General features: G+C 71.3%; 18 protein-coding genes and 1 tRNA gene. 7 read left to right on the forward strand and 12 right to left on the reverse strand.

Annotation, left to right across the window (positions count from 1 at the left end):
* Window positions 1-24: 24 nt before the first annotated feature.
* The 4 genes from FHY05_RS10235 to moaA all read right to left on the reverse strand — a co-directional run bounded on the left by FHY05_RS10235 (window position 25) and on the right by moaA (window position 5,600).
* On the reverse strand, window positions 25-3,117 hold the full coding sequence (locus tag FHY05_RS10235; RefSeq protein WP_183944275.1) for a TonB-dependent receptor: 3,093 nt from the start codon (window positions 3,115-3,117) through the stop codon (window positions 25-27).
* 558 nt (window positions 3,118-3,675) lie between these two features.
* Window positions 3,676-3,750 (reverse strand) — tRNA-Asn (locus FHY05_RS10240).
* 66 nt (window positions 3,751-3,816) lie between these two features.
* Window positions 3,817-4,596 (reverse strand): NAD kinase, encoded by a 780-nt coding sequence (locus FHY05_RS10245; protein WP_183944276.1) that lies wholly within the window; start codon window positions 4,594-4,596, stop codon window positions 3,817-3,819.
* The gene (gene moaA, locus FHY05_RS10250; RefSeq protein WP_183944277.1) at window positions 4,593-5,600 is read right to left on the reverse strand and encodes a GTP 3',8-cyclase MoaA; all 1,008 of its coding nucleotides are present in this window, start codon (window positions 5,598-5,600) and stop codon (window positions 4,593-4,595) included. The genes FHY05_RS10245 and moaA overlap by 4 nt, the downstream gene beginning before the upstream one ends.
* 87 nt (window positions 5,601-5,687) lie before the next feature.
* Here moaA and FHY05_RS10255 point away from each other — a divergent pair, with 87 nt between their 5' ends.
* From FHY05_RS10255 to FHY05_RS10265, 3 genes are read left to right on the forward strand one after another with little or no spacing between them, the layout of a single operon-like run.
* On the forward strand, window positions 5,688-6,950 hold the full coding sequence (locus tag FHY05_RS10255) for a GGDEF domain-containing phosphodiesterase (protein WP_183944278.1): 1,263 nt from the start codon (window positions 5,688-5,690) through the stop codon (window positions 6,948-6,950).
* The gene (locus FHY05_RS10260; protein WP_183944279.1) at window positions 6,947-7,339 is read left to right on the forward strand and encodes a hypothetical protein; all 393 of its coding nucleotides are present in this window, start codon (window positions 6,947-6,949) and stop codon (window positions 7,337-7,339) included. Before FHY05_RS10255 ends, FHY05_RS10260 begins: the two co-directional genes overlap by 4 nt.
* An 8-nt stretch (window positions 7,340-7,347) precedes the next feature.
* Window positions 7,348-7,746 carry an SgcJ/EcaC family oxidoreductase gene (locus tag FHY05_RS10265; protein ID WP_183944280.1) on the forward strand — a complete coding sequence of 133 codons (399 nt, stop codon included), beginning with the start codon at window positions 7,348-7,350 and terminating at the stop codon, window positions 7,744-7,746.
* A 345-nt stretch (window positions 7,747-8,091) separates the two neighbouring features.
* Here FHY05_RS10265 and mfd read toward each other — a convergent pair whose 3' ends face one another.
* Entirely contained in the window at window positions 8,092-11,547 is a 3,456-nt protein-coding gene (gene mfd / locus FHY05_RS10270; RefSeq protein ID WP_183944281.1) for a transcription-repair coupling factor, read from the reverse strand.
* A gap of 126 nt (window positions 11,548-11,673) precedes the next feature.
* Window positions 11,674-11,937, reverse strand: coding sequence for a succinate dehydrogenase assembly factor 2 (locus tag FHY05_RS10275; RefSeq protein ID WP_183944282.1), 264 nt, complete (start codon window positions 11,935-11,937; stop codon window positions 11,674-11,676).
* A 120-nt stretch (window positions 11,938-12,057) separates the two neighbouring features.
* Between FHY05_RS10275 and recG the strand changes: the two genes are divergently transcribed.
* Window positions 12,058-14,112, forward strand: coding sequence for an ATP-dependent DNA helicase RecG (recG, locus tag FHY05_RS10280; RefSeq protein WP_183944283.1), 2,055 nt, complete (start codon window positions 12,058-12,060; stop codon window positions 14,110-14,112).
* Between the two features lie 218 nt (window positions 14,113-14,330).
* Here recG and FHY05_RS10285 read toward each other — a convergent pair whose 3' ends face one another.
* On the reverse strand, window positions 14,331-15,770 hold the full coding sequence (locus tag FHY05_RS10285) for an autotransporter outer membrane beta-barrel domain-containing protein (RefSeq protein WP_183944284.1): 1,440 nt from the start codon (window positions 15,768-15,770) through the stop codon (window positions 14,331-14,333).
* A 361-nt stretch (window positions 15,771-16,131) separates the two neighbouring features.
* On the opposite strand from FHY05_RS10285, the gene FHY05_RS10290 reads away from it, so the two are divergent.
* On the forward strand, window positions 16,132-16,572 hold the full coding sequence (locus FHY05_RS10290; RefSeq protein ID WP_183944285.1) for a DMT family transporter: 441 nt from the start codon (window positions 16,132-16,134) through the stop codon (window positions 16,570-16,572).
* Between the two features lie 11 nt (window positions 16,573-16,583).
* On the opposite strand, the gene FHY05_RS10295 is transcribed toward FHY05_RS10290, so the two are convergent.
* The 5 genes from FHY05_RS10295 to serS form a co-directional block, all read right to left on the reverse strand.
* Window positions 16,584-16,895, reverse strand: a complete 312-nt coding sequence (locus FHY05_RS10295) for a PilZ domain-containing protein (RefSeq protein ID WP_183944286.1) — start codon at window positions 16,893-16,895, stop codon at window positions 16,584-16,586.
* Window positions 16,896-16,975: 80 nt separating this feature from the next.
* Window positions 16,976-18,202, reverse strand: a complete 1,227-nt coding sequence (tyrS, locus tag FHY05_RS10300; protein ID WP_183944287.1) for a tyrosine--tRNA ligase — start codon at window positions 18,200-18,202, stop codon at window positions 16,976-16,978.
* A 24-nt stretch (window positions 18,203-18,226) separates the two neighbouring features.
* The gene (locus FHY05_RS10305) at window positions 18,227-19,357 is read right to left on the reverse strand and encodes a M23 family metallopeptidase (protein WP_311732441.1); all 1,131 of its coding nucleotides are present in this window, start codon (window positions 19,355-19,357) and stop codon (window positions 18,227-18,229) included.
* A gap of 5 nt (window positions 19,358-19,362) precedes the next feature.
* Window positions 19,363-20,127, reverse strand: coding sequence for a 5'/3'-nucleotidase SurE (gene surE / locus FHY05_RS10310; protein ID WP_183944289.1), 765 nt, complete (start codon window positions 20,125-20,127; stop codon window positions 19,363-19,365).
* Between the two features lie 48 nt (window positions 20,128-20,175).
* Window positions 20,176-21,456, reverse strand: a complete 1,281-nt coding sequence (gene serS / locus FHY05_RS10315) for a serine--tRNA ligase (RefSeq protein ID WP_183944290.1) — start codon at window positions 21,454-21,456, stop codon at window positions 20,176-20,178.
* Window positions 21,457-21,551: 95 nt separating this feature from the next.
* Here serS and FHY05_RS10320 point away from each other — a divergent pair, with 95 nt between their 5' ends.
* Complete coding sequence (locus FHY05_RS10320) at window positions 21,552-22,061, forward strand: host attachment family protein (protein ID WP_183944291.1); 510 nt, start codon at window positions 21,552-21,554, stop codon at window positions 22,059-22,061.
* Window positions 22,062-22,252: 191 nt separating this feature from the next.
* A complete protein-coding gene (dksA, locus tag FHY05_RS10325; RefSeq protein WP_183944292.1) occupies window positions 22,253-22,735 on the forward strand; it encodes an RNA polymerase-binding protein DksA in 483 nt (160 codons plus the stop codon).
* The last annotated feature ends 75 nt before the right edge of the window (window positions 22,736-22,810 follow it).

A 22,810-nucleotide genomic window follows, 5' to 3' on the forward strand; every position in this document is an offset into this window, starting at 1 on the left:
CGGTCGGCGGGGCAGCGCATCCTATCAGAACGAGAGGTTGATGCCCGTGCTGATACGACGATCCGACTGGAACCAGCTGCGCCCGACGAGCCGGCCGTTGGGGTAACCGCCCATCAGCGTCCGCTGGGTCGAGGCGGTGAGGTTGGTGCCCTGCACGCCGAAGGAGAAATTGTCCGTCACCTTGAAGCGGATGCCGGCGTCGAGCGAGCCGTAGTTGCCGCCGTAGATCGGCAGCGCGATCTGCGTGCTGGTGTTGGCGCCGCCGTCGAGATCGGTCAGCACGCCGGGCGCGCTGTAGTAATTGTACGTGCCGTTGGTGCCGTTGCTGTTGGTGGACAGCAGGTACCTGGAGCGCCACGAGTAAGCGACGCGCAGCGAGAAGGGATTGCGCTCGTACAGCAGCGTCGCGTTGGCGTTGTGCTTCGACAGACCGACCAGCGGCGCGTCGTTGCGGATCGTGCCGCGGATGTCGCGGTAGAGGTCGCCCGGGTTGCTGCTGTCGATGAAGGTGTAATTGCCCTCGAAGCCGAAGCCGCTGAGGAAGCCGGGCAGCATGTCGAGGAAGAAGCGGCCGCCGACCTCGACGCCCTTCACCGTCGCGGCCTTGCTGGAGTTAATATAGTCCGAGGCGGTCGCGGTGACGGTCTCGGTCGCGCCGTCGGTGAAGACCACGTTCACCTGCCGCTCGGTGATCGAGAAGATCGGCAGGTTCTTGAGGCGCTTGTAGAAGGGCGCGACGTGGAAGGACGTGCCGGCACGCGCGTAATATTCCAGCGAGATGTCGAAATTGTGCGACAGCGTCGGCTTGAGCAGCGGGTTGCCCGTGTCCGCGGTGAAGTTGGCGAACAGCGGCGTCAACCCGGTACCGCCCGGGTTGGTGATCGTCGCGACGCCGACCGATCCCGAGGAGCGCAGCGCGTTGAAGCTCGGCAGGTCGAGTGTCACATTGTAGCTGCCGCGCAGCTTCACCTTGGCGCTGGGTGAGAACTCGAGGTTGATCGAGGGCAGGAAGCGCGTGAACTCGGCCTCGCCGCCGCGCGGCACGAAGGTGTTCGCCAGCGTCTGGAGCACGCCGTTGCGCAGATAGGCTGTCCCGCCGTTCTGCTGGACGTAGCCGCTGCCCTGGTTGCGGATGTTGACGACGCGCAGGCCGATGTTGCCCGCGATGCCGGGCATATTGTCCTGCGGCCCGAAGCGGAGCAGCGCATAGCCCGCGATGTTGCGGGTGCGGTTGTCGACCTGGTCGCCCGGCAGCACGAAGCCGACCGGGCGGATGCCCGAGGCGCCACCGTACCCGCTACCCACCGGCAGCGGACCGGAGGCCGAGCAGTTGAACTCGGTGCCCGCCGGGCAGAAGCCGGCCGGCGGAGACTGGACCAGCCCGGTGCGGTCGCGATTGTAGCGCGACGCCAGCGCCTGGGTCGCGAACATCAGGTTGCCCGGCAGCGCGGTGTTGCCGCGGAAGAAGTCGTCGAACGTGTGGACCGCGACGTCGCCCGGCACCGCATTGGCGTAGGTCAGCTGCGGGTCACCGTTCCAGCCGCGGCCCAGCGCGGTCCAGTTGTAGCCGTTCGCGAAATCGCGCTCTTTGCGCTCGGCGGCACGGGCACCCAGCTTGACCGACCGGAAGAAGCCGTCGTCGAACGTATATTCGGCGTCGACCTGGGCGCTGTCGAGCCGGCCCTTGTTGTTCTCGTTGTGCGGCATCGACGCCGACCAGAAGTAGGTCGACGGATCGGCGAACGCGGCGCGGGTGTCGGCGCCGACGCTGATCAGCGGCAGGTCGCCGGTCAGGTCGATGCCGTAGCTGTTGCCGAAGCCGGTATCGCGGAAGATATCGATCCGGTCGTAGATCTGGTGCGAGTCGACGCGCTGGATCGCGCCCTTGATCGAGAGCGGGCCGCCGTCGGGCGCGTAGGCGAACGACAGCGAGTAGTCGCGCGTCACCGTGTTGCTCTGGACGAAGCCCTTGTTGCCGCTGCTGGTGATCGCGGCGTTGGTGGGCGCGAACGTGTCGGTGTTGCGGTTGTACAGCGCGTCGGTCGACAGCAGCAGGCCGTCGCTGTCGAAGGTGCTGGTCGCCGGGTTCACGGTCAGCGTCTGCGAGTCGAGCTGGGTGCCATAGTCGCTCGACTGGCTCTTGTAGCGCGACTGGAAGAAGGTGCCGGTGAAGGTCAGCGAGTCGCTCGGCGCCCATTGCACCGCGCCGTAGATACCGTAGCGGCGATACTGGAACGCCTCGTCGCCATAGGCGAAGCCGCTCGGCACGTACTTCTCGGTGCCGTCGCTCAGCTTGGTCAGGAAGTACGGGCTGGTGCGCAGGAACTGCGACAGCGAGCTGAATTGGCTGAAGGCGAGGTCGGCGAGCACGCCGATGCGGCCGATGCCCGTGTCGAAGCTCTTGGTGACGAGGAACGAGCCGGTCGGGTCGGCCTTGTTGGCCATGTCGCCCAGCGCCAGCTCGCCGGTGCCGGCGACGTGGAAGCCGCCGTCGAAGTCGAACGGCAGCTTGGTGCGCAGGTCGATCTGGCCGCCGGTGCCGCCCTCGATCAGGTCGGCGGTGGAAGCCTTGTAGACGTCCACCGCGGCCATCAGCTCGGGGGTGACGTCGCTCCAGAGGATGGCGCGGCCGTTGTTGGCGCTGAAGATCTCGCGGCCGTTGAGGCGCGACGCGACGCCCGTGAGGCCGCGCACCTGCACGCCCGAGCCCTGTACCGAATAATGGTCAGGGTCGCCGAGCGCGGCGAAGCGGACGATCGACACGCCCGAGACGCGCTGGAGCACCTCGGTGATCGAGTTGTCGGGCAGCTTGCCGGCATCGTCGGCGACGACCGAGTCGATGATGGTCTCGCTGCGGCGCTTGCGGTCGTCGGCGGCCTGGAGCGCGGCACGGCGACCGGTCACGACCACGTCGCCCGTGTCGCTGGCGCCACGCTCACCCTGGTCCTGGCCCGGAGCGGCAGCCTGGCTGGCGTCGGGAGCGATCGGCTGGACCTCGGCCTGCGCCCATGCGGCGCCGCTCATCCCCAGGGCGAGCAGGGCCGCGAGCGAGGCGCCGGCGCGCAGCGAGCGCCGGTGAACGTTAACAGCACGTGCGAGTCGAAGCCGGTCTTCCATGATCCCCCCCCTTATCCCGCCAGCGTAAGTGGCGAGGCACAATGGTGCGCTTTGATGAGCGCTACCACGCGGCTTGTAACCCGACCTCCTTGTCCGATCAATGTGAAACTTCTGACACTTGGGACGGCGGACCAGTGTAACCGCTTACCTTCGCCGCCGTCGCAAGATTGCAGCTAGACCAGCGGCCCTTTTGATAACGGGATCAGCTGTTTAAGTCATTGCGACTAAGGCTAAAACAGCGACGAAAGACTGCTGTCTCGCTTGTCGGGGAACGGGAACGCGCGCTCGCGTCTGCTCACGCCGGCTGCGCGTGCTTCGGGCGTGCCGGGCCTGATGCGGTGTGCGTGGCGCCGCCGTCGCCCCGAGCGCTCCCGCGCGACCATCTCGAGGGCGCAGGGGCCTCGTTTTCCGGTCGAGCCGGGTCCGGCGCTCTCCCGAGAAAAGGCTCGCGTGGTAGCGTTACCGTACGCGAACGTGCGGCAAGCAAGCACGCGTCCCAAGGGCGTTCGAGTGCCTTACCGGACCCGGGTGCCCATAGTGATCCAACGATGTAAGAAGTGGCTCCCCGAGTTGGATTCGAACCAACGGCCGCTCGATTAACAGTCGAGAGCTCTACCGCTGAGCTATCGGGGAACGCTGTGGAGGGCGTCTATAGCCGTGGATTCGCGCGGCGCAATACCCTTTGTGCCGCATCGGCGATCAGGCGACGAACTGCTCCATCGCGATCCGGTCGTCGAGCGCGTGCTCGGGGTCGAACAGCAGCGTCAGCTCGCGCGCCCGGTCCATCGCGATGTCCACCTGCGCCACGTCGCGCACTTCCCGCTGGTCGGCCACCGCCGACACCGGGCGCTTGCTCGAATCGAGCACGCGCAGCGACACGCGCGTGCGATCGGGCAGGATCGCGCCGCGCCAGCGCCGCGGGCGGAAGGCGCTGATCGGCGTGAGCGCGAGCATCTGCGAGCCGAGCGGCAGGATCGGCCCGTGCGCGGAGAGATTGTACGCGGTGGAGCCCGCCGGTGTGGCGACCAGCACGCCGTCACACGACAGCTCGTCCATCACGATCCGGTCGTTGATCTTGACCTCGATCTTGGCCGTCTGGCGCGTCTCGCGCAGCAGCGACACCTCGTTGATCGCGGGCAGCGTGCGGACACGCCCGTCCACGCCCGTCGCGGTGGCGGTGAGCGGCGTGACCTGGAAGGCGCGCGCGCGCTCGATCCGCCCGTCGAGATCGTGGCGGCGCCACTCGTTCATCAGGAAGCCGACCGTGCCGAGGTTCATGCCGAACACGGGCACGATCGCGCGGCGTCGCTCGAGCAGGTTGTGCAGCGTCTGCAGCATGAAGCCGTCGCCGCCGAGCGCGACCACCATGTCGGCCTCGTCGAGCGCGCACCAGTCCCAGGTGTCGGCTAGCTCGGCGCGCGCCGCCTGCGCCGGGGCGGTGGGCGAGGCGACCAGCGCCCGCCGCGGATAGCGGCTCATCCGCCGGTGACGCTCATGTGCCGCGCCACCGCGGGCGCGGCGTCGCGCTCGATCCGGAAATCGTGGCGGCGCGGCTTGGTGAGCAGCGCGTCCTCGATCGCGGCGTCGAGCGCGCCCACGCCGCCGCCGCGCAGCGCCGCGCGCAGGTCGCGCTGGTCGTCGTGGCCGAGGCAGGTGTAGAGTCGTCCCTCGGTGGTCAGCCGCACGCGGTTGCAGCCGTCGCAGAAATTGGCCGTGAGCGGGGAGATCAGCCCCAGCCGCGTGCGCCCGCCGTCGACCTGCCAGTAGCGCGCCGGCCCGCCCGTCCCCGCCGCGTCGCGTGTCAGGGTGAAGGCGCGGTCGAGTTGTTCCTTCACCGCGGTGAGCGGGAGGAAGCGATCAGTGCGGTCCTCGTCGATCGCGCCGAGCGGCATCGTCTCGATCAGCGTGAGATCGTGGCCTTCCGCGACGCACCAGCGCAGCATCGGCGCGATATCGTCCGCGTTGAGGCCCTTGAGCGCGACCATGTTGATCTTGACAGCGAGCCCCGCGTCGCGCGCGGCGGCGATGCCGTCGAGCACCTCGGCGACGTCGCCGTGGCGGGTGATGTAGCGGAAGCGCGCTGGATCGAGCGTGTCGAGGCTGACGTTGACTCGGCGAACCCCGGCGGCGACCAGGTCGGCGGCGTAGCGGCGCAGCCGCGTGCCGTTGGTCGTCATGGTCAGCTCGTCGAGCGCGCCGCCGACGTGCCGGCCGAGCCGCTCGACCAGCATCATCACGTCGCGCCGCACCAGCGGCTCGCCGCCTGACAGCCGGATCTTGCGCACCCCGCGGGCCACGAAGCGCTCGGCGATGATCGCCAGCTCCTCGAGCGAGGCGATCTGCTCGCGCGGCAGGAAGGTCATGTGCTCCGCCATGCAATAGCGGCAGCGCAGGTCGCAGCGATCGGTGACCGAGACGCGGAGATAGCGGATGGCGCGGCCGAACGAGTCGACGAGGGGCGCGGGCGCGCGGTCTGGGTCCATGCCTGACACAACGCAGAGAGCTAGGGAGTCGTTCACGGCAGAGCAAGATGATTGCCGCGCGCCGCGCCCGCGCCTACCAAGCGCGGGATGGAGCGGCGGTCACGGGCGATGCAGCGGGGCGGGCGGCGCCCGGGGGAGAGCGCGGCCAGCGCCGAGCAGCTGCGCCTGGTCGAGGCGCATGCGGCGGGCGGCGTGACCGCGATCGTCGCTGCGCCGACCAGCTTCGAGATCGTCAACACCGCCTACGGCCGCGCCGCGGGCGACCAGCTGGTCGAGGCGATGGCGGAGCGGCTCGCCGAGGAACTCGCCGGGCACGAGATGGCGGCGGTGCGCGGCGGCGCCACCTTCACGATCGTGGTCGCGGGCGACGCCGCGACCGGCGACGCCGCGGTCAGCCGGATCGAGCGCGCGCTGGAGCGCCCTTTCCTGATCGGCGGCGAGACGATCCACGTCGGCGCGCGCATCGGCGTCGCGCGGATGACCGAGGACGAGCCCGCCGAGCACCTGCTGCGCCGCGCCGCCGAGGCGCTGGCGCGCGCCCGCGCCAGCGACGGCGCGACCACGCGGGTCGCCGCCGAGCACGAGGGCGTGCCGCTCGCCGCGCTCGCCGCCGACCTGCACCGCGCGATCGAGCGGGGCGAGATCGACGTGCGCTTCCAGCCGCAGATCCGTATCGTGGACGGCGCGGTCACCGGGGTGGAGGCCCTGGCACGCTGGCAGCACCCGCGGCTGGGCGTGCTCGGCGCCGAGACATTGCTCGCCGCGGCGCATCGCGCCGACCTGGGCGTGGCGCTGTCCGACCAGGTGCAGGCGCTGGCGCTCGAGCGCGCGGCGCGCTGGCCGGCGCGGATGGCTGGGCTGCGGATCGCGGTCAACGTTACCGCCGCCGACATGGCGCGCGCGCCCTTCGTCGAGCGCTTTCTCGCGCGCGTGCGCGCCTCGGGGGTGGGGTTCGAGCGAGTCACCGCGGAGGTGACCGAGACCGGGCTGATCGACGATCTCGACGGTGCCGCGACCTCGCTCACCGCGCTGCGCGCCGCCGGCTGCCGCGTCGCGCTCGACGACTTCGGCACGGGCTATTCCAGCCTGTCCTATCTGACGCGGCTGCCGCTCGACTATCTCAAGATCGATCGCAGCCTGGTGCAGACGATCACCGGCGACGCGCGCGACCGAGTCGTGGTGGAAGGCGTGATCGCGATCGCCGGCGGGCTCGGGCTGGAGACGGTGGCCGAGGGGGTGGAGAGCGAGCGCGAGCGCGCGCTGCTGGCACAGCGCGGCTGCACCTTCTACCAGGGCTTCCTCTGGGCCGAGCCGCTCGAGGACTCGGCCCTGCAGGCGCGGCTGGCGTGAGCGATCCGCGCGACCTCGGCGGCACCTGGTACGGGCGCTACGAGGGCGGCGGCAATCGGCCGAACAGCTTCATCGCGCGGCTGACCGAGCGCGGCGGCCGGCTCAGCGGCACGATCAGCGAGCCGGACGACCTCGGGCTGGAGCCGGTGCGCCGCGCGCTGGTGAGCGGCCGGCGCGACGGCGCGGCGGTGTCCTTCGTGAAGCAGTATGACGGCGAGGTGCTGGTGCACGCGGTCGACTATCGCGGCACCGTCGACCCGCGCGGGACCCTGGTGCGCGGCGACTGGTCGTTCGCGACCTATGCCGGCAGCTTCACCATGACGCGCGAGCGCTTCGACGCGGACGAACTGGCCGAGGGGGTCGGCGACGAGGCGGAGGTGGCACGATGAGCGCGACGATGTTGATCTGGGCAGCCGTGGCCGCGGCGGCGACGCCGCAGGCGCAGGTCGAGGCGGTGATGGCGGAGAGCGCGGCCGGCTGGAACGCGGGCGACCTGGCGCGCTTCACGGCCATCTACGCGCCCGACGCGGTCTATGTCGCCGGTGGGGACGTGGCGCGGGGCAGGGAAGCGATCGCGGCGCGCTACGCCAAGAGCTTCGTCGGCGGGGGCAACGTGCGCGGGCGGCTGAGCTTCACGCCGGTGATGTGGCGGCCGCTCAGCGCGGTCCACCTGCTCCATGTCGCGCGCTGGACGCTGACGCCGACCGGAGGCGCGGCGCCGCAGAGCGGGGTGACGACCTTGCTGTTCGAGCGACGCAAGGAGGGGTGGCGGATCATCTCGGACCACAGCAGCTGAGGGGAGCGGTGAGCGGCAGCATCGGTGAGATGTCGCGTCGCTCACCTATACTGTTCCCCGGCGAAGGCCGCGGTCCAGTTGGGCCACGGCAACGAGTCTCTCCAGGACCTTCCCAGCTGGGCCCGCCCTTCGCCGCGGAACGAAGTACGTCAGGACGCGCAGCTCATACCCGCCGCTTGTTATTCGAACGCCGCCCACACCTACACCGTACTACCCTGGCGGATGCCGAGTTCCAGTTGGGTGACGATCGCGGGATTTACCGCGATCTTCCCACCTGGACCCCGGCTTCCGCCGGGGTGGCAGGAAACAGCGGATAGTGACTCACCAGAGCAGCGCCGCCGCCCGTCACGCCGCGGCCTTGGCCAGCCCCTTAGACAGTTGCAGCGCGCCGTGCAGCCGCGCCTTGGGATCGCCCCAGGCGCGCGACAGCGCCAGCTTGCTGTCAGGTCGCAGCTTGGCCACGCCGCCGAGCCGGTCGACATAGGCGAGCAGCCCCGGCACGTTGGGCGGCTTGTCGTCGTGGAAGGTGACCAGCGCGCCCTTCGGCCCGACGTCCAGCTTGGCCACACACGCCGTGCGCGCGTTGAGCTTGATCTCCATGACCTTGACCAGATTATCGGTCGCCTCGGGCAAAGCGCCGAAGCGGTCGATCATCTCGGCGGCGAAGCTCTCCAGCCCGGCCACCTCGTCGATCTCGTTGAGGCGGCGATACAGGCCCATGCGCAGGTCGAGGTCGGGAACGTATTCCTCCGGGATCAGGATCGGCGCGTCGACGCTGATCTGCGGCGAGAAGTCGCGCTGGCGCTCGCGCAGGCCGCCCGCCTTGGCCTCCATGATCGCCTCCTCCAGCATCGACTGGTAGAGCTCGTAGCCGACCTCCTTGATGTGCCCGGACTGCTCGTCGCCGAGCAGGTTGCCCGCGCCGCGGATGTCGAGGTCGTGGCTCGCTAGCTGGAAGCCGGCGCCGAGCGAGTCGAGGTCGCTCAGCACCTTGAGGCGTTTCTCCGCCGCGTCGGTCATCTGCCGCTCGGGCGGCGCGACCATATAGGCGTAGGCGCGCGTCTTGGAGCGGCCGACGCGCCCGCGCAGCTGGTAGAGCTGCGCCAGTCCGAAGCGGTCGGCGCGGTTGACGATGATCGTGTTGGCGGACGGGATGTCGATCCCGCTTTCGATGATCGTGGTCGAGACCAGCACCTCGAACTTCTTGTCGTAGAAGGCGCTCATCCGCTCCTCCACCTCGCTCGGGGCCATCTGGCCGTGCGCCACGACGTAGCGGATCTCGGGCACCTCGCGGCGCAGATAGTCCTCGATATCGGGCAGGTCGGCGACGCGCGGGGTGACGAGGAAGCTCTGCCCGCCGCGATAATGTTCACGCAGCAGCGCCTCGCGCAGCACCACCGGATCCCACGGCATGACATAGGTGCGCACCGCGAGCCGGTCGACCGGCGGGGTCTGGATCACCGATAGCTCGCGTAGCCCGCTCATCGCCATCTGCAGCGTGCGCGGGATCGGCGTGGCGGTGAGCGTGAGCATGTGGACGTCGGCGCGCAGCGTCTTGAGGCGCTCCTTGTGCGTCACGCCGAAGCGCTGCTCCTCGTCGACGATGACGAGGCCGAGCCGCTTGAAGTCGATCGTCTTGGCGAGCAGCGCGTGGGTGCCGACGACGACGTCGATCCCGCCGCTCGCCAGCCCGTCCTTGACTCGCTTCGCCTCGGCCGCGGGGACGAGGCGGGAGAGCCGGCCGATGTTGATCGGGAAGCCCTCGAACCGTGCCGAGAAGTTCTGGTAGTGTTGGCGCGCCAGCAGGGTGGTCGGGCAGACCACCGCGACCTGCATCCCCGCCATCGCGGCGACGAAGGCGGCGCGCAGCGCGATCTCGGTCTTGCCGAAACCGACGTCGCCGACGATCAGCCGGTCCATCGGCTTGCCCGCGGACAGATCGGCCAGAACCTCCTCGATCGCGCGGTCCTGGTCGTCCGTCTCGGTGTACGGGAAACGATCGACGAAGGCAGGATAGCCCGCGCTGTCGGGCTCGGCCACCTCGCCGGGGCGCAGCGCGCGCTCCGCCGCGACCGCGATCAGCTCGCCCGCGATCTCGCGGATCCGCTCCTTCATCCGCGACTTGCGCCGCTGCCACGCCTCGCCGCCAAGCCGGTCGAGCGCGGCGCCCTCCTCGGACGAGCCGTAGCGCGACAGCACCTCGAGGTTCTCGACCGGGATGTAGAGCTTGTCGCCCCCGGCATATTCGAGCGCGACGCAGTCGTGCGGCGCGCGCGCCACCGGCACCTGCGTCAGCCCGACGTAGCGGCCGATGCCGTGATCGGTGTGGACGACGAGGTCGCCCGGCGACAGCGTCGCCAGCTCCGCCAGGAAGGCGTCCGCCGACTTGCGGCGCTTGGCGCGGCGCACCAGCCGGTCGCCCAGCATGTCCTGCTCGGTGAGCACCGCGATATCGGGCGCGGTGAAGCCGTGGTCGAGCCCGATCACCGCCATCGCCACGCCGCGGTCGGCGGCGCCGAGCGACTCCTGCCACGTCTCGGTCAGCCGCGCGCCGGTGAGGCCGTGGTCCTCGAGCAGCGAGCGCAGCCGCTCGCGCGCGCCGAGCGAGTAGCTGGCGAGCACCGGCTTGCGCCCGTCGCGGCGCAGCTTGGCGACATGCGCCACCACCGCCTCGTAGACGTTCGCCTGCGCGGCGCGCTCGGGGGCGAAGTCGCGCGGACCGTCGACCTGGAAGTCCAGCACAGTGACGGATTCGGGCTCGTGGAAGGCGGTGGCGAGATGCGCCGGCATCGCCGCCACCTCGCGCGCCCACTCGTCGGCGTCGAGGTAGAGCGTCTTGGCCGGCAGCGCGCGATAGCTACCGGGCTCGGCCGCCTCGGCGCGCTTGCGGTTCTCGTAATAGTCCGCGATCGAGTCGAGCCGGCTCTCGGCCGCCGCCGGCGTGCCGCTGTCGCGTACCACCACCGCATCCGCGCCGAGATGGTCCCAGGCCGTCGCCAGCTTCTCCTCGAACAGCGGCAGCCAATGTTCCATGCCGGCGAGGCGGCGGCGCTCGCTGACTGCCTGGTAGAGCGGGTCGCCCGTCGCGGTGGCGCCGAAGGTCTCGCGGTAGCGCGTGCGGAAGCGCTTGACGCTGTCGTCGTCGAGCAAGGCCTCCGAGGCGGGGAGCAGCACGAAGCCGTCGAGCCGCCCGGTGGTGCGCTGGTCGGCGGGATCGAAGCTGCGCACGCTCTCGATCTCGTCGCCGAAGAAGTCGAGCCGCAGCGCCTGCTCCTCGCCGCTGGGGAAGAGATCGACGATGCCGCCGCGCACCGCATATTCGCCCTGGTCGTGGACCGTATCGGTGCGGACGTAGCCGTTGGCCTGCAGCAGCGCGGCGAGCCGGTCACGGTCGATCCGCGCACCAGGCTTGAGCTCGGCGACGAGCTGGCGGATGCGGAACGGCGTGAGCGTGCGCTGGGTCAGCGCGTTGACCGTGGTGAGCACCAGCTGCGGCGCGCGCGGCTTCTGCTGGAGGCGGTAGAGCGCCCCGATCCGCTCCGCCATGACGCGCAGCGTCGGCGAGGCGCGGTCGTAGGGCAGGCAGTCCCAGGCGGGGAGCTGGACGACCTCCAGCTCGGGCGCGAAGAAAGGCGCGGTGGCGGCGAGCCCGCGCATCTGCGCCTCGTCCGCCGCGACGAACACCGCGCGCAACGGCGCCGCGCGCGCGAGATCGGCGAGCAGCGCGGGCAGGAAGCCGGCGGGGACGCCCGCGAGCGTCAGCGGGGTCGTGGCGCGGAGGATCTTGCTGAGGTCGGGCATTCGGGTCCTTGGTCGGAGGGAGGGCGTTGGTCACGCCTCCGTCGTGAGATCTCGGCGTCTCGAACGTCAGCCGCCTCACACGCTACGGTCATCCCGGCTCAAGGCCGGGCTGACGGGGAGCGTGCCTCACGGGATCGTCACGAAGTCCACGCGCCGCATCACCTCCATCATCTCGCCCTCCCACTCGGGCGGACAGGGCAGCGAGCCGATCGCCCAGCCCATGATGTCGACGTCCTGCTCCTCCAGCAGTCGCTCGAACCAGTCGAGCTGATCCGGCGTCCAGCTCGCGGCGTGCGTGTCGAAGAAGCCGCCGATCATCAGATCGGCCTCGCGCGTGCCGCGATGCCAGGCGCGGAAACGCAGGCGCTTGAGCCGGATGTCCTGGTCCACGTGATCTCCCGTCGGCCGCGCGCGGCCCGTCTATGCCATAGCGGAGCGCTGCCACAACGCCGCCCGCAAGCTTTCGCTGGCGCGGCGGCGGGAGGCAGAATAGTCGGGCGCTACATAGTCATGCGACCCGAGATCCTCAATCCGCTGTTCGCCGAGGCGGCCGCGCTCAAGGGCGTCGGCCCGGCGCTGGCCAAGCCGCTCGACCGGCTGGGCATCGCGCGCGTGGTCGACCTGCTGTTCCATCTGCCCTCGGGCTGGGTCGACCGGGTGGCGCGCGACGACCTCGACGAGGCCGACGTCGGCCGCACGATCGCGATCACGCTGACCCCGCGCGAGTACCGCAGCGGCTCCAGTCCGCGCGCGCCGACCCGCGTGCAGGCGACCGACGCGGCGGGCAACCACGCGAGCCTGGTGTTCTTCGGCGGCGGCTCGGGCTGGGCGCGCAAGCAGCTGCCGCTCGGCGAGCCCAAGCGGGTCTCGGGCCGGCTCGACCGCTACGGCGACGTGCTCCAGATCGTCCATCCCGAGATCGGCGGTGAGGAGGACGGCTTCCGCGCGCGCGAGGCGATCTATCCGCTCAGCGAGGGGTTGACCTCGCGCCGGCTCGCCGCCCTGGTCGAGCAGGCGCTGGCCCGCGCGCCGGTGCTCGACGAGTGGATCGAGCCGAGCCTCAAGGCGCGCCACGACTGGCCCGACTGGCGCAGTGCGGTCGAGCGCATCCACGCCGATCCGGCGGACGCCGTGGCGCGCGCGCGGCTCGCGTACGACGAGCTCTTCGCCAACCAGCTCGCGCTCTCGCTGGTGCGCGCCGACACGCGCAAGCGTCGCGGGCGGTCGCTGCAGGGCGACGGGCGGCTCCGCGAGCTGCTGCGGCTGCCCTATCAGCTCACCGGCGCGCAGGCCCGGAGCGTGGGCGAGATCGAGGGCGACCTGGCGCAGAGCGCGCCGATGCTGCGGCTGCTCCAGGGCGACGTCGGCGCGGGCAAGACATTGGTGGCGGCGCTGGCGCTGCTGATCGCGATCGAGGCGGGGGCGCAGGGCGCGCTGCTCGCGCCGACCGAGATCCTCGCGCGCCAACACTATGACACGCTGCGCCGGCTGCTCGCCGGACTGCCGGTCGGGATCGCGGTGCTGACCGGGCGCGACAAGGGCCGCGCGCGCGAGGCGACGCTGATGGGGCTGGCGGACGGCTCAATCCAGCTGCTGGTCGGCACGCACGCGATCTTCCAGGAGGCGGTGCGCTACCGCGACCTCGGGCTGGTGGTGGTGGACGAGCAGCATCGCTTCGGGGTGGCGGAGCGGATGCTGCTCCAGGCGAAGGGCCAGACCCCGCCGCACGTGCTGGCGATGACCGCCACCCCGATCCCGCGCACGCTGACGCTCGCGCTCCACGGCGAGATGGACCAGAGCCGGCTCGATGAGATGCCGCCCGGCCGCGAGCCGATCGAGACGCGCGTCGTCTCGGAGGAGCGGATCGACGAGGTGATCAACGCGCTCGGCCGGCATCTCGCGGACGGGAAGCAGGCCTATTGGGTCTGCCCGCTGGTGGAGGAGAGCGCGACCAGCGACCTCCAGGCGGCGGAAGCGCGCGCGGCCTCGTTGCAGGCGCGCTTCGGCGATCGCGTCGCTCTGATCCATGGCCGGATGCGCGGGGCCGAGAAGGACGCGGTGATGGCGCGCTTCTCGGCCAACGCGGCGGGCGTGCTGGTGGCGACGACGGTGATCGAGGTCGGCGTCGACGTGCCCAACGCGACGCTGATCGTGATCGAGCATGCCGACCGCTTCGGGCTGGCGCAGCTCCATCAGTTGCGGGGGCGGGTCGGGCGGGGCGGGGGCAAGTCGGTGTGCCTGCTGCTGCGCGGCGGGTCGCTGAGCGAGACCGCGCGGGCGCGGTTGGCGCTGATGCGCGAGAGCAACGACGGCTTCCGTATCGCCGAGGAGGACCTGCGCTTACGCGGCGCGGGCGAGCTGCTCGGCACGCGCCAGTCGGGCGAGGCGATGTTCCGGCTCGCCACGCCCGAGCTGCTCGGCGAGCTACTCCCCGCCGCGACCGACGACGCGCGGCTGCTGATCGACCGCGATGGCGGGCTCGAGGGGGCGAGGGGGCAGGCGGCGCGCGTGGCGCTCTATCTGTTCGAGCGCGACGCCGGCGTGGCGCTGCTGCGATCGGGGTGACGGCGCTGGGCCGGCGGGGTCGTTTCGTCGGCCGGCCGACCGCCGTCGTTCAAGCAGACTTCTCGTACAATCTCGTTCGGGCGCTTCCGGTGGGCGGCCCGGAGCGCAGCTCGGTGGCCGCTGTCACCCGCTGCGCTCCGAACAGCACGGGACGGCTTAGCAGCGGTGGGCGGCGGAGGGCGGGCGCCGCGCTCGCGCGTGCCCGCCTCCGCGCTGGCTCAGAAGCGAGCGCGGACCCCCGCGGTGATCGACTCCTGATGGTCATCGCGGCCGGTCTGCGCCGCGGCGCCCGCGAAGATCTCGATCGCGTCGCTCGGGCGATAGCCGGCTCCGGCACCGGCGGTGCCGACCAGTTCGGCACGGCTCGCTCCGATCGCCGCGAGCGTCAGCGGCCCGTCGGCATAGCCGGCGAGGGTGCGGACGCCCCGGCCCTGGAACTGATAGCGCGCACCCAGCGTGACGTACGGCCGCCACGGCTCGGCCGAGCCGTCGCTCCGCGCGAGGGTGAGCGCGCCATCCGCGACGCCGGCGGTGTGGTGCTCCGACGTGACGTCGAGCGCGAACACGCTGCCACCCTGCTCCTTCGCGCCGCCGCGCACGGTGCGAACGTAGGTCAGGCCCGCGCGCGGCGTGAGCGTCCACGCGTGACCGGCGTCCAGCGCGTAGAACACCGACAGGTCGCTCACCATGCTGTTCAGGTCGTAGTGGCTCCAGACGCGGCGCCCGTCCGGCAGCCAGCGGTGCGTGCGGGCGCGTCCGCCGTCGAAGGTGATCGCCGAGGAGAAGCCGAGGCCGCTGCCGCTGCTGTAGCGGCCATGCGCGCCCGTCACCAGGCTGCCGACCCGGGTCTCGCTGCCGAGACCTTCGACCTCCTGATGGTTGGTCAGGTTGCCGGCAAAGGCGCCGACCACCCAGCCGGCGTCGGCGAAGCCGATGCCGCCGAGCGCACCATAAGCGCGGCTGGTCGCGGGCGCACTGCCAGTGGCGGGATCGCCGCGCAGCGTGTGCCAGCCGCCCAGGCCTTGGCCGAAGGTGAACAGCCCGGTGTCCTTCGCGTACGGGGCGAAGGCGGGTCCCCGCGTCGACTGGCCTAGCGTCAGCGCGTCATCCACGCCGATCTGCGTCGCGGCCGCGTAGGCCTCCGGCGTGAGCCGCGCGAACGCCTTGGGAAGCGAGTTGCCGTCACCGTCGTAGAGGTTCGACCTACGCGCCGCCAGCGCCGCGCTCGGCCGATCGAGCAGCCGCTGGTTGGCATAATCGATGCTGGCGTTGACGAGCGGGCTGAAGTGCGTGCTCCGCGCGAACAGGCTGAGCGCGGCGATCCGGTCGGTGCCCTGGGTCACCGCGAGGGCGAGCGTCGCCGGCACCTGCATGCTGGCGTAGCGGCCGGTGATCCCCTGGTTGGCGGTGATCAGCGTGTGGGTCGTGCCCGTCTTCGCGATCGAGCCGGGGAGGACGGGCGATCCCGCGAGATCGGACGCCGGTGCCACCAGCAACCGCCCGTTGATCTCGGCGCTGTTGACGACCGCACCGTCGCCGTCGTTGGCATCGTCGACCGGGCCGCTCCGGCGCAGAGTCACGGGCACGGCCGGTGTCACGCTACCGGCCTGCTCGTCCGCCGCGACGGAGCCGCGATCCGCCGCGGGACCAGCGCTCACGACCGGAGCGTTGACGAGGATCGCTAAGGCGATTGCCGTCGTGTGAAGCGCGCCCGCCCGCACGCTCCGTGAAGATTCCACCCTTGTGTACATGATCTTCCCTTCAGATGATCACTTTGCTCTTGCTGATGTATAGATAAGCTGGTGGCAGGCCGGTGAAGGTTGCTGACCCAAAATCGGGAGGATCGCGGCTTTATCATGCGATCCAGTCTGGTCTGCTTCGGCGGCGCTCAGTTAAGCTGCTGCGGCTGCGACAAGATAAGCCCGACGCGATCATGTTCCGCCGCGCTGTCGGGGTGGTCGGTCGGGCTCGATCCGAGCCGAGGCGCGTTCACCCGGACCACTTCGTCCGGATCACGTCATGCCAAGCTTCCTCCCGCTCCTGCTCGTCGTCCTCGCCGGCGTCGGGGTGGCGGTGCAGCCGCCCACCAATGCCGCGCTCGCCCGAACGAGCGGCTCGGTGTGGCTCGCCGCGCTGGTGTCCTTCGCGACCGGTATGGCGGTGCTGGTCACGGTGTGGGCAGCGGCGGATCGGACGCCGCTCTCGGCCCTGCGCGGCGCGCCCTGGTGGGCGTGGCTCGGTGGCGTCTACGGGGCGGCTTTCGTCGCGGCGCTGGCCTTCGCGGCGCCGCGGCTCGGGCTGGCGGTGACGTTGACGATCGCGGTCGCCAGTCAGCTCGTCACCGCGCTGGTGGTCGATCGCTTCGGCTGGCTCGGGCTGCCGCAGCAGCCGCTGTCACCCGCGCGGCTCGGCGGGGTCGCGCTGGTGCTCGCGGGCGCGCTGCTGATGCGGCGCGGCTGATCGACCCCGGCTCAGCGCATCGCGGCGAGCGCGCAGGGGTAGAGCGCGGCGGGCAACTCCTGCGTGAACTTGGCGCCGACGCGCCCGCCCAGCGACCAGCGGATCTCGGCGGTGCGATCGCCCACGACGGGCAGGGTGAGCAGCACGCGCTCACCGCTCGCGAGCGGCACATCGGTGCGCGCCATGAAGCCGTTGAGTGAGAGGTTGACCACCGTCACCGCATGGCGCGCGCCGGCGGAGTCGAACAGCCAAGCGCGACACAGCGTCTCGTCGCGCGGTTCGACGCGATCCTCATAGGCCATCATCGCTGAACGCGCGACCATCCGGCTTCTCCCGCTTCACCAGCACGTCGGTGTAGCGGCGGGCCGTTAACGCGGGATGAGCGTGCCGCGACGGAACGTGGTTAGCCGGGGTTCACCACGCCGTGATGCTTCTTGCCCGCTGAGACCCGCACCGGCGCGCCGGCGAGCGTGATCACCGCGGCCTCGTCGCTGACCTTCTCGCCCTCGACGCGCGCGCCCCCACCCTTGATCAGGCGCCGCGCCTCACCCTTGGAGGCGGCGAAGCCGAGTGCCATCAGCGCGTCGACCAGCGGCAGCGCGCCGCTCGCCACGATCGCGGGCAACGCCGCGCCGCTCACGCCCTCCTCGAAGGTACGGCGCGCCGTCTCGGCCGCTTCCGCCGCGGCGCCGCGGCCGCGGCACATCGCGGTGGCCTCGTTGGCGAGCACCTTCTTGGCCTCGTTGATCTCGGCCCCCTCCAGCGCCTCCAGCCGCGCGATCTCGTCGAGCGGCAGATCGGTGAACAGCCGCAGGAAGCGCCCGACGTCGCGGTCGTCGGTGTTGCGCCAGAACTGCCAGTAATCGAAGTGGGGCAGCTGGTCCTCGTGGAGCCACACCGCGCCGGCGACGGTCTTGCCCATCTTCTGCCCGTCCGCGGTGGTGAGCAGCGGCGTGGTGACGCCGTACACCTCGGTGCCGTCCATCCGGCGCGCCAGCTCGACGCCGTTGACGATGTTGCCCCACTGATCGCTGCCGCCCATCTGCAGCCGCACGCCCTCGCGCCGCGCCAGCTCGCGAAAATCATAGCCCTGCAGGATCATGTAGTTGAATTCGAGGAAGCTGAGCGACTGCTCGCGATCGAGCCGCAGCTTGACCGAATCGAAGCTGAGCATGCGGTTCACGCTGAAATGCTGCCCCACCTCGCGCAGGAAGGGAATGTACTCGAGCGTGTCGAGCCACTCGGCGTTGTTGACCATCACCGCGTCGCTGGGGCCATCGCCGAAGGTCAGGAAGCGTTCGAAGATGCGCTGGATGCCCGCGATATTGGCGGCGATCACGTCCTCGCCGGCGAGCTTGCGCGCCTCGTCCTTGAAGCTGGGGTCGCCGATCTTGCCCGTGCCGCCGCCCATCAGCACCACCGGCCTGTGGCCGGTCTGCTGGAGCCGTCGCAGCAGCATGATCTGCACCAGGCTGCCGACGTGGAGCGAGGGCGCGGTCGGGTCGAAGCCGATATAGCCCGGCACCACCTCGCGCCGCGCCAGCGCGTCGAGGGCGGCGGCGTCAGTGAGCTGGTGGAGATAGCCGCGCGCGGAGAGCAGGCGGAGCAGGTCGGACTGATAGTCGGTCATGGTGCCGCGGGCGTTACACGCGCGTCAGCGGTGCGGCAATTGCGTCGTCGGGTCCACCGGGGTGCGGCCGCGGCGCAGCTCGAAGTGAAGCTCCGGGCGGTCGGCATAGCCGCTCTCGCCGCTGCGCGCGATCACCTGACCCTTCCTCACCGCCTGCCCGCGCTGGACCAGCAGGGTGCCGGCGTGGCCGTAGACCGAGGTCCAGCCGCCGCCGTGGCGCACGATCACCAGCCCGCCGAGTGCGGGCACTTCCGAGCCGACATAGGCCACGGTGCCGTCGGCGATCGCGCGCACCGGCGTGTCGAGCGGGATCGCGATCTTGATGCCGTCGTTGCGCTCGCCCGTCGCGCCGGGACCGAAGCGGCGAACGATCGTGCCGTCGACCGGCCACACGAAGCGACCGGGCAGCGCCATCGGCGCCACCGTCGCCGCGGTCGGGGCGAGCACGCGGCGCGCGCTCGCCACCGGTGTGGCGGGCGCCTGGCCCGCCACCACCGCGGGCTCGCCGCCGGTGAGGATCGTGTCGACGTCGAGCGTGAAGGCGGCGGCCCGCTCGGACGCGCTGACCGCACCGCCGGGGGCGCGCGGGATCAATACGCGCTGGCCGGCGCGGAGCAGATAGGGCTCGTCCAGCGCGTTGGCGGCGACCACCTCGCGCCACGGCACGCCATAGGCGCGCGCGATCGCGATGCCGGTCTGGCCGGCGCGGACGAGGTGGTAGCGGCCGCCGGGGACGGCGAGCGTCTGGCCGGCGCGGACCGGGTAGGGCGGGGTAAGCGCGTTGGCGCGCGCGATCGCGTCGACTCCCGCGCCGGTGCGCGCGGCGATCGCGCCGAGCGTGTCGCCGGGGCGAACGGTGTAACGCTGCGCCGCGACGGCGCGCGCGTCGGGCGCGACCGGGCGAGCCTCCCAGGCGGGCCGCGGTGCCGGTAGCTGGGCGACGTCGCGGCGGTCACCGTGAGCGGGGGCGGGGTCGGGGGCGGGGGCGACTTCCTCCGCCGTCGCCGATGGTGCCGCCTCGCCGTCGGGCTGGTCGCCGGGAGGTGCGGCTTGTGCGTCGATCGGCGGCGCGGGCGCCGGGCGGTCGGCGGCGGGGATGCACCCGGTCAGCAGCAGCGCCAGCGCCGCCGCGCGAGTCACGCCCGCCTCACGCACCCGGCTCAGCCATAAGCGCGCGCGAGCGGCTCGAGCGAGGCGTGACGGGTGAGGTCGAGCTGGAGCGGCGTGACCGTGATCCATCCCTCGGCGACCGCGCTGAGGTCGCTCTCGCCCGGCGCCGCGGCCGCGACCTTGCCCAGCGCGAGCCAGTGATAGTCGTGGCCGCGTGGGTCGGTACGCGTCTCGAACCGCGCGCGGCCGTAATCCCGCAGCCCCTGCGGCACGACGCGGATGCCGCGCACCGCGCCGACGTCCGGGGCGGGGAAGTTGACGTTGACCATCGAGCGCGGCGCCCAGTCGGCGTCGAGCAGCGGCCGCAGCACGCGCTCGCCCCATCCCTCAGCCGAAGCGAAGGACACGTCCTCGCCCGGCGCGCGTGCGCCATATTTCTGGCTGAGCGCGATCGAGCGGATGCCCGCGAGCGCGCCCTCCATCGCGGCCGCGACGGTGCCCGAGTACATCACGTCCTCGGCGAGGTTCCCGCCGCGGTTGACGCCGGAGAGGATGAGGTCGGGCGGCGTCTCGCGCATCACTTCGGCCAGCGCGAACATGACCGCATCGGTCGGCGTCCCGCCGACGGCGTAGCGGCGCGCGTCGAAGCGGCGCACGCGCAGCGGCTTGGTGAGCGAGAGCGAGCGGCCGGTGCCGGACTGCTCGTCGGCCGGGGCGCAGACCCAGACGTCATCGGAGAGCCGGGCGGCGATGCGCTCGAGCACGGCGAGGCCGGGGGCGTGATAGCCGTCGTCGTTGCTGAGGAGGATGCGCATGTGCCTAGATCCTCCCCAGGATGGGGAGGAGTTTACCCATCGCGATCCTCACGCCCGCGGCTCCAGCAGCGTCAGCCCGCCGAGATACGGCCGCAGCGCCTCGGGCACCGCCACCGCGCCGCTCTCCTGCTGGTAGTTCTCCAGCACCGCCACCAGCGTCCGCCCGACCGCGAGCCCCGAGCCGTTGAGCGTGTGGACGAAGCGCGTCGCCTTCTCACCCTCCGGCCGGTAGCGCGCGTTCATGCGCCGCGCCTGGAAGTCGGTGCAGGTCGAGCAGCTCGAGATCTCGCGGTAGCGCGCCTGCCCCGGCAGCCACACCTCCAGGTCGTAGGTGCGCGCCGCGGTGAAGCCCATGTCCCCCGCGCACAGTTTCATCCGCCGATAGGCTAGGCCGAGGGCGTCGAGCACGCCCTCGGCGCAGGCGGTCATCCGCTCGTGCTCGGCCTCGCTCGCCTCGGGCGCGACGATCGACACCATCTCGACCTTGTCGAACTGGTGCTGGCGGATATAGCCGCGCGTGTCACGCCCCGCCGCGCCCGCCTCGGAGCGGAAGCACGGCGTCAGCGCCGCGAAGCGCAGCGGCAGCACGTCCTCGCTCAGGATCTGCTCGCGCACGATGTTGGTCAGCGACACCTCGGCGGTGGGGATCAGCCAGCGCCCGTCGGTGGTGCGGAAGAGGTCCTCGGCGAACTTGGGCAGCTGGCCGGTGCCGAACACTGCCTCGTCGCGCACCAGCAGCGGGGGCGCGACCTCCTCATAGCCGTGCTCGCGAGTCAGCCGGTCGAGCATGAACTGGCCGAGCGCGCGCTGCAGCCGCGCCGCGGCGCCGCGCACCAGCGTGAAGCGCGAGCCCGCGATCGCCGCGCCGGTCTCGAAGTCGAGCCCGAGCGCCGGGCCGAGCACGTCATGCTCGCGCGGTGTGAAGTCGAGCTCCGGGCGCGTGCCGCGCTCGTGGATCAGCTGGTTGTCGTCCTCGTCGGCACCGTCGGGCACGTCGGCATAGGGCAGGTTGGGCAGCGCCGCGAGCAGCGCCTCGAGCTCGCCGCCGAGCCGCGCCTCCTCGGCCTCCAGCTCGGGCAGCCGCTGCTTCAGCGTCGCCACCTCGGCCATCAGCGCCTGCGCCGCCGCCTCGTCGCGGCTCGCCTTGGCCGCGCCGATCGCCTTGGAAGCCTCGTTGCGCCGCGCCTGGGCCGCCTGCGCCTCGGTGATCAGCTCGCGCCGGCGCCGGTCGAGCGCGACGATCGCCGCGGCCGAGAGAGCGGCACCGCGCCGCGCCAGCGCGGCGTCGAAGGCGTCGGGATCGTCGCGGATCAGGCGGATGTCGTGCATGCGCCGCGCTATGGCGGGGGCGCCGCGGCGAGGCAACCCGGTGCACGCCCGCCGCGTTCATGCCCCACACCCGCACGGACAGAGGAGAATGAGCGATGCAGGTACCCCATGACTCGGTGGTGCTGGTGGCGGACGGCCGTAAGCTGCTGTTCCTGCGCAACGAGGGCGACGACGTTCACCCCAACCTCACCGTCGAGCACGCGGAGGAGCGCGTGAACCCGGCCGACCGCGATCAGAAGACCGACGCCGCGGGCGGCAGCTCGTCGACGCAGAGCGGCGCCGGCGCGCCGAACGTCGCCCAGGGCGGCTCGATGCACGCGCAGGGCGGCGGGGCGCAGTTCGCGCCGTCGCGCGGCAGCATGGACGAGACCGACTTCCACCAGCTCGAGGAGGATCGCTTCGCGGCCGACGCGGCCGATCTGCTCAAGCGCCGCGCGCTCGCCAACGATTTCGAGTCGCTCATCGTGGTCGCGCCGCCCAAGACGCTGGGCGAGCTGCGCAAACACTATCACAAGGAGGTCAGCCAGCGGCTCACCGGCGAGCTCAGCAAAGACCTGACCGGGCATACGATCCCCGACATCGAGCAGGCGCTGCTCTCGGCCTGATCGTGCGGGCGCCGATCACGGCGCCGTCCCATCGTCGCACATATGCCGCGTCGCTCTGTTCATGACGAGGACAGGGCGGCGCGGCTAGGCGCGCGTGTTCGCTTGTGGTGGCCGTCCCGCGCGACTATAGGCGCCCCGGAGGGGGCGCACAGCGGTGCTAACGACATCCTGGGCGCAGCGGGAGTAAGTCGATGGCGACGGCGATCAATCGTTTCGGTGAAGGGCCCGGCAAACTGGCGGCGGCGAATGACGAGGCTGATGTCGGAGGGGTGAGCGACGGCTATCGCCCGAGCCCCGACGAACCCTTCATGAACCCGCGACAGCAGGCGTATTTCCGCCGCAAGCTGCTCGAGTGGAAAGACGCGATCCTGCGGGAATCGCTGGGGACGCTGTCGCAGCTGCAGCTGGACTCGCTGCGCGAGGCCGACCTCACCGACCGCGCCGCGAGCGAGACCGACTGGTCGCTCGAGCTGCGCACGCGCGATCGCCAGCGCAAGCTGATCTCGAAGATCGAGGCCGCGCTGCGCCGCATCGACGAGGGCGAATACGGCTATTGCGAGGTCACCGGCGAGCCGATCAGCCTCGGCCGCCTGGAGGCGCGCCCGATCGCGACGATGACGGTCGAGGCGCAGGAGCGCCACGAGCGCAACGAGAAGGTCTCGCGCGACGACTGAGCCGCGCGGCTCGGCCCGACGCGCTAACGCCTGCTTAACTGTTCGCCGGCTAAGCTCGGCGGGGTTCAGCAGGCG

This window comes from Sphingomonas sp. BK580 (assembly GCF_014194975.1).
Taxonomy (GTDB): domain Bacteria; phylum Pseudomonadota; class Alphaproteobacteria; order Sphingomonadales; family Sphingomonadaceae; genus Sphingomonas.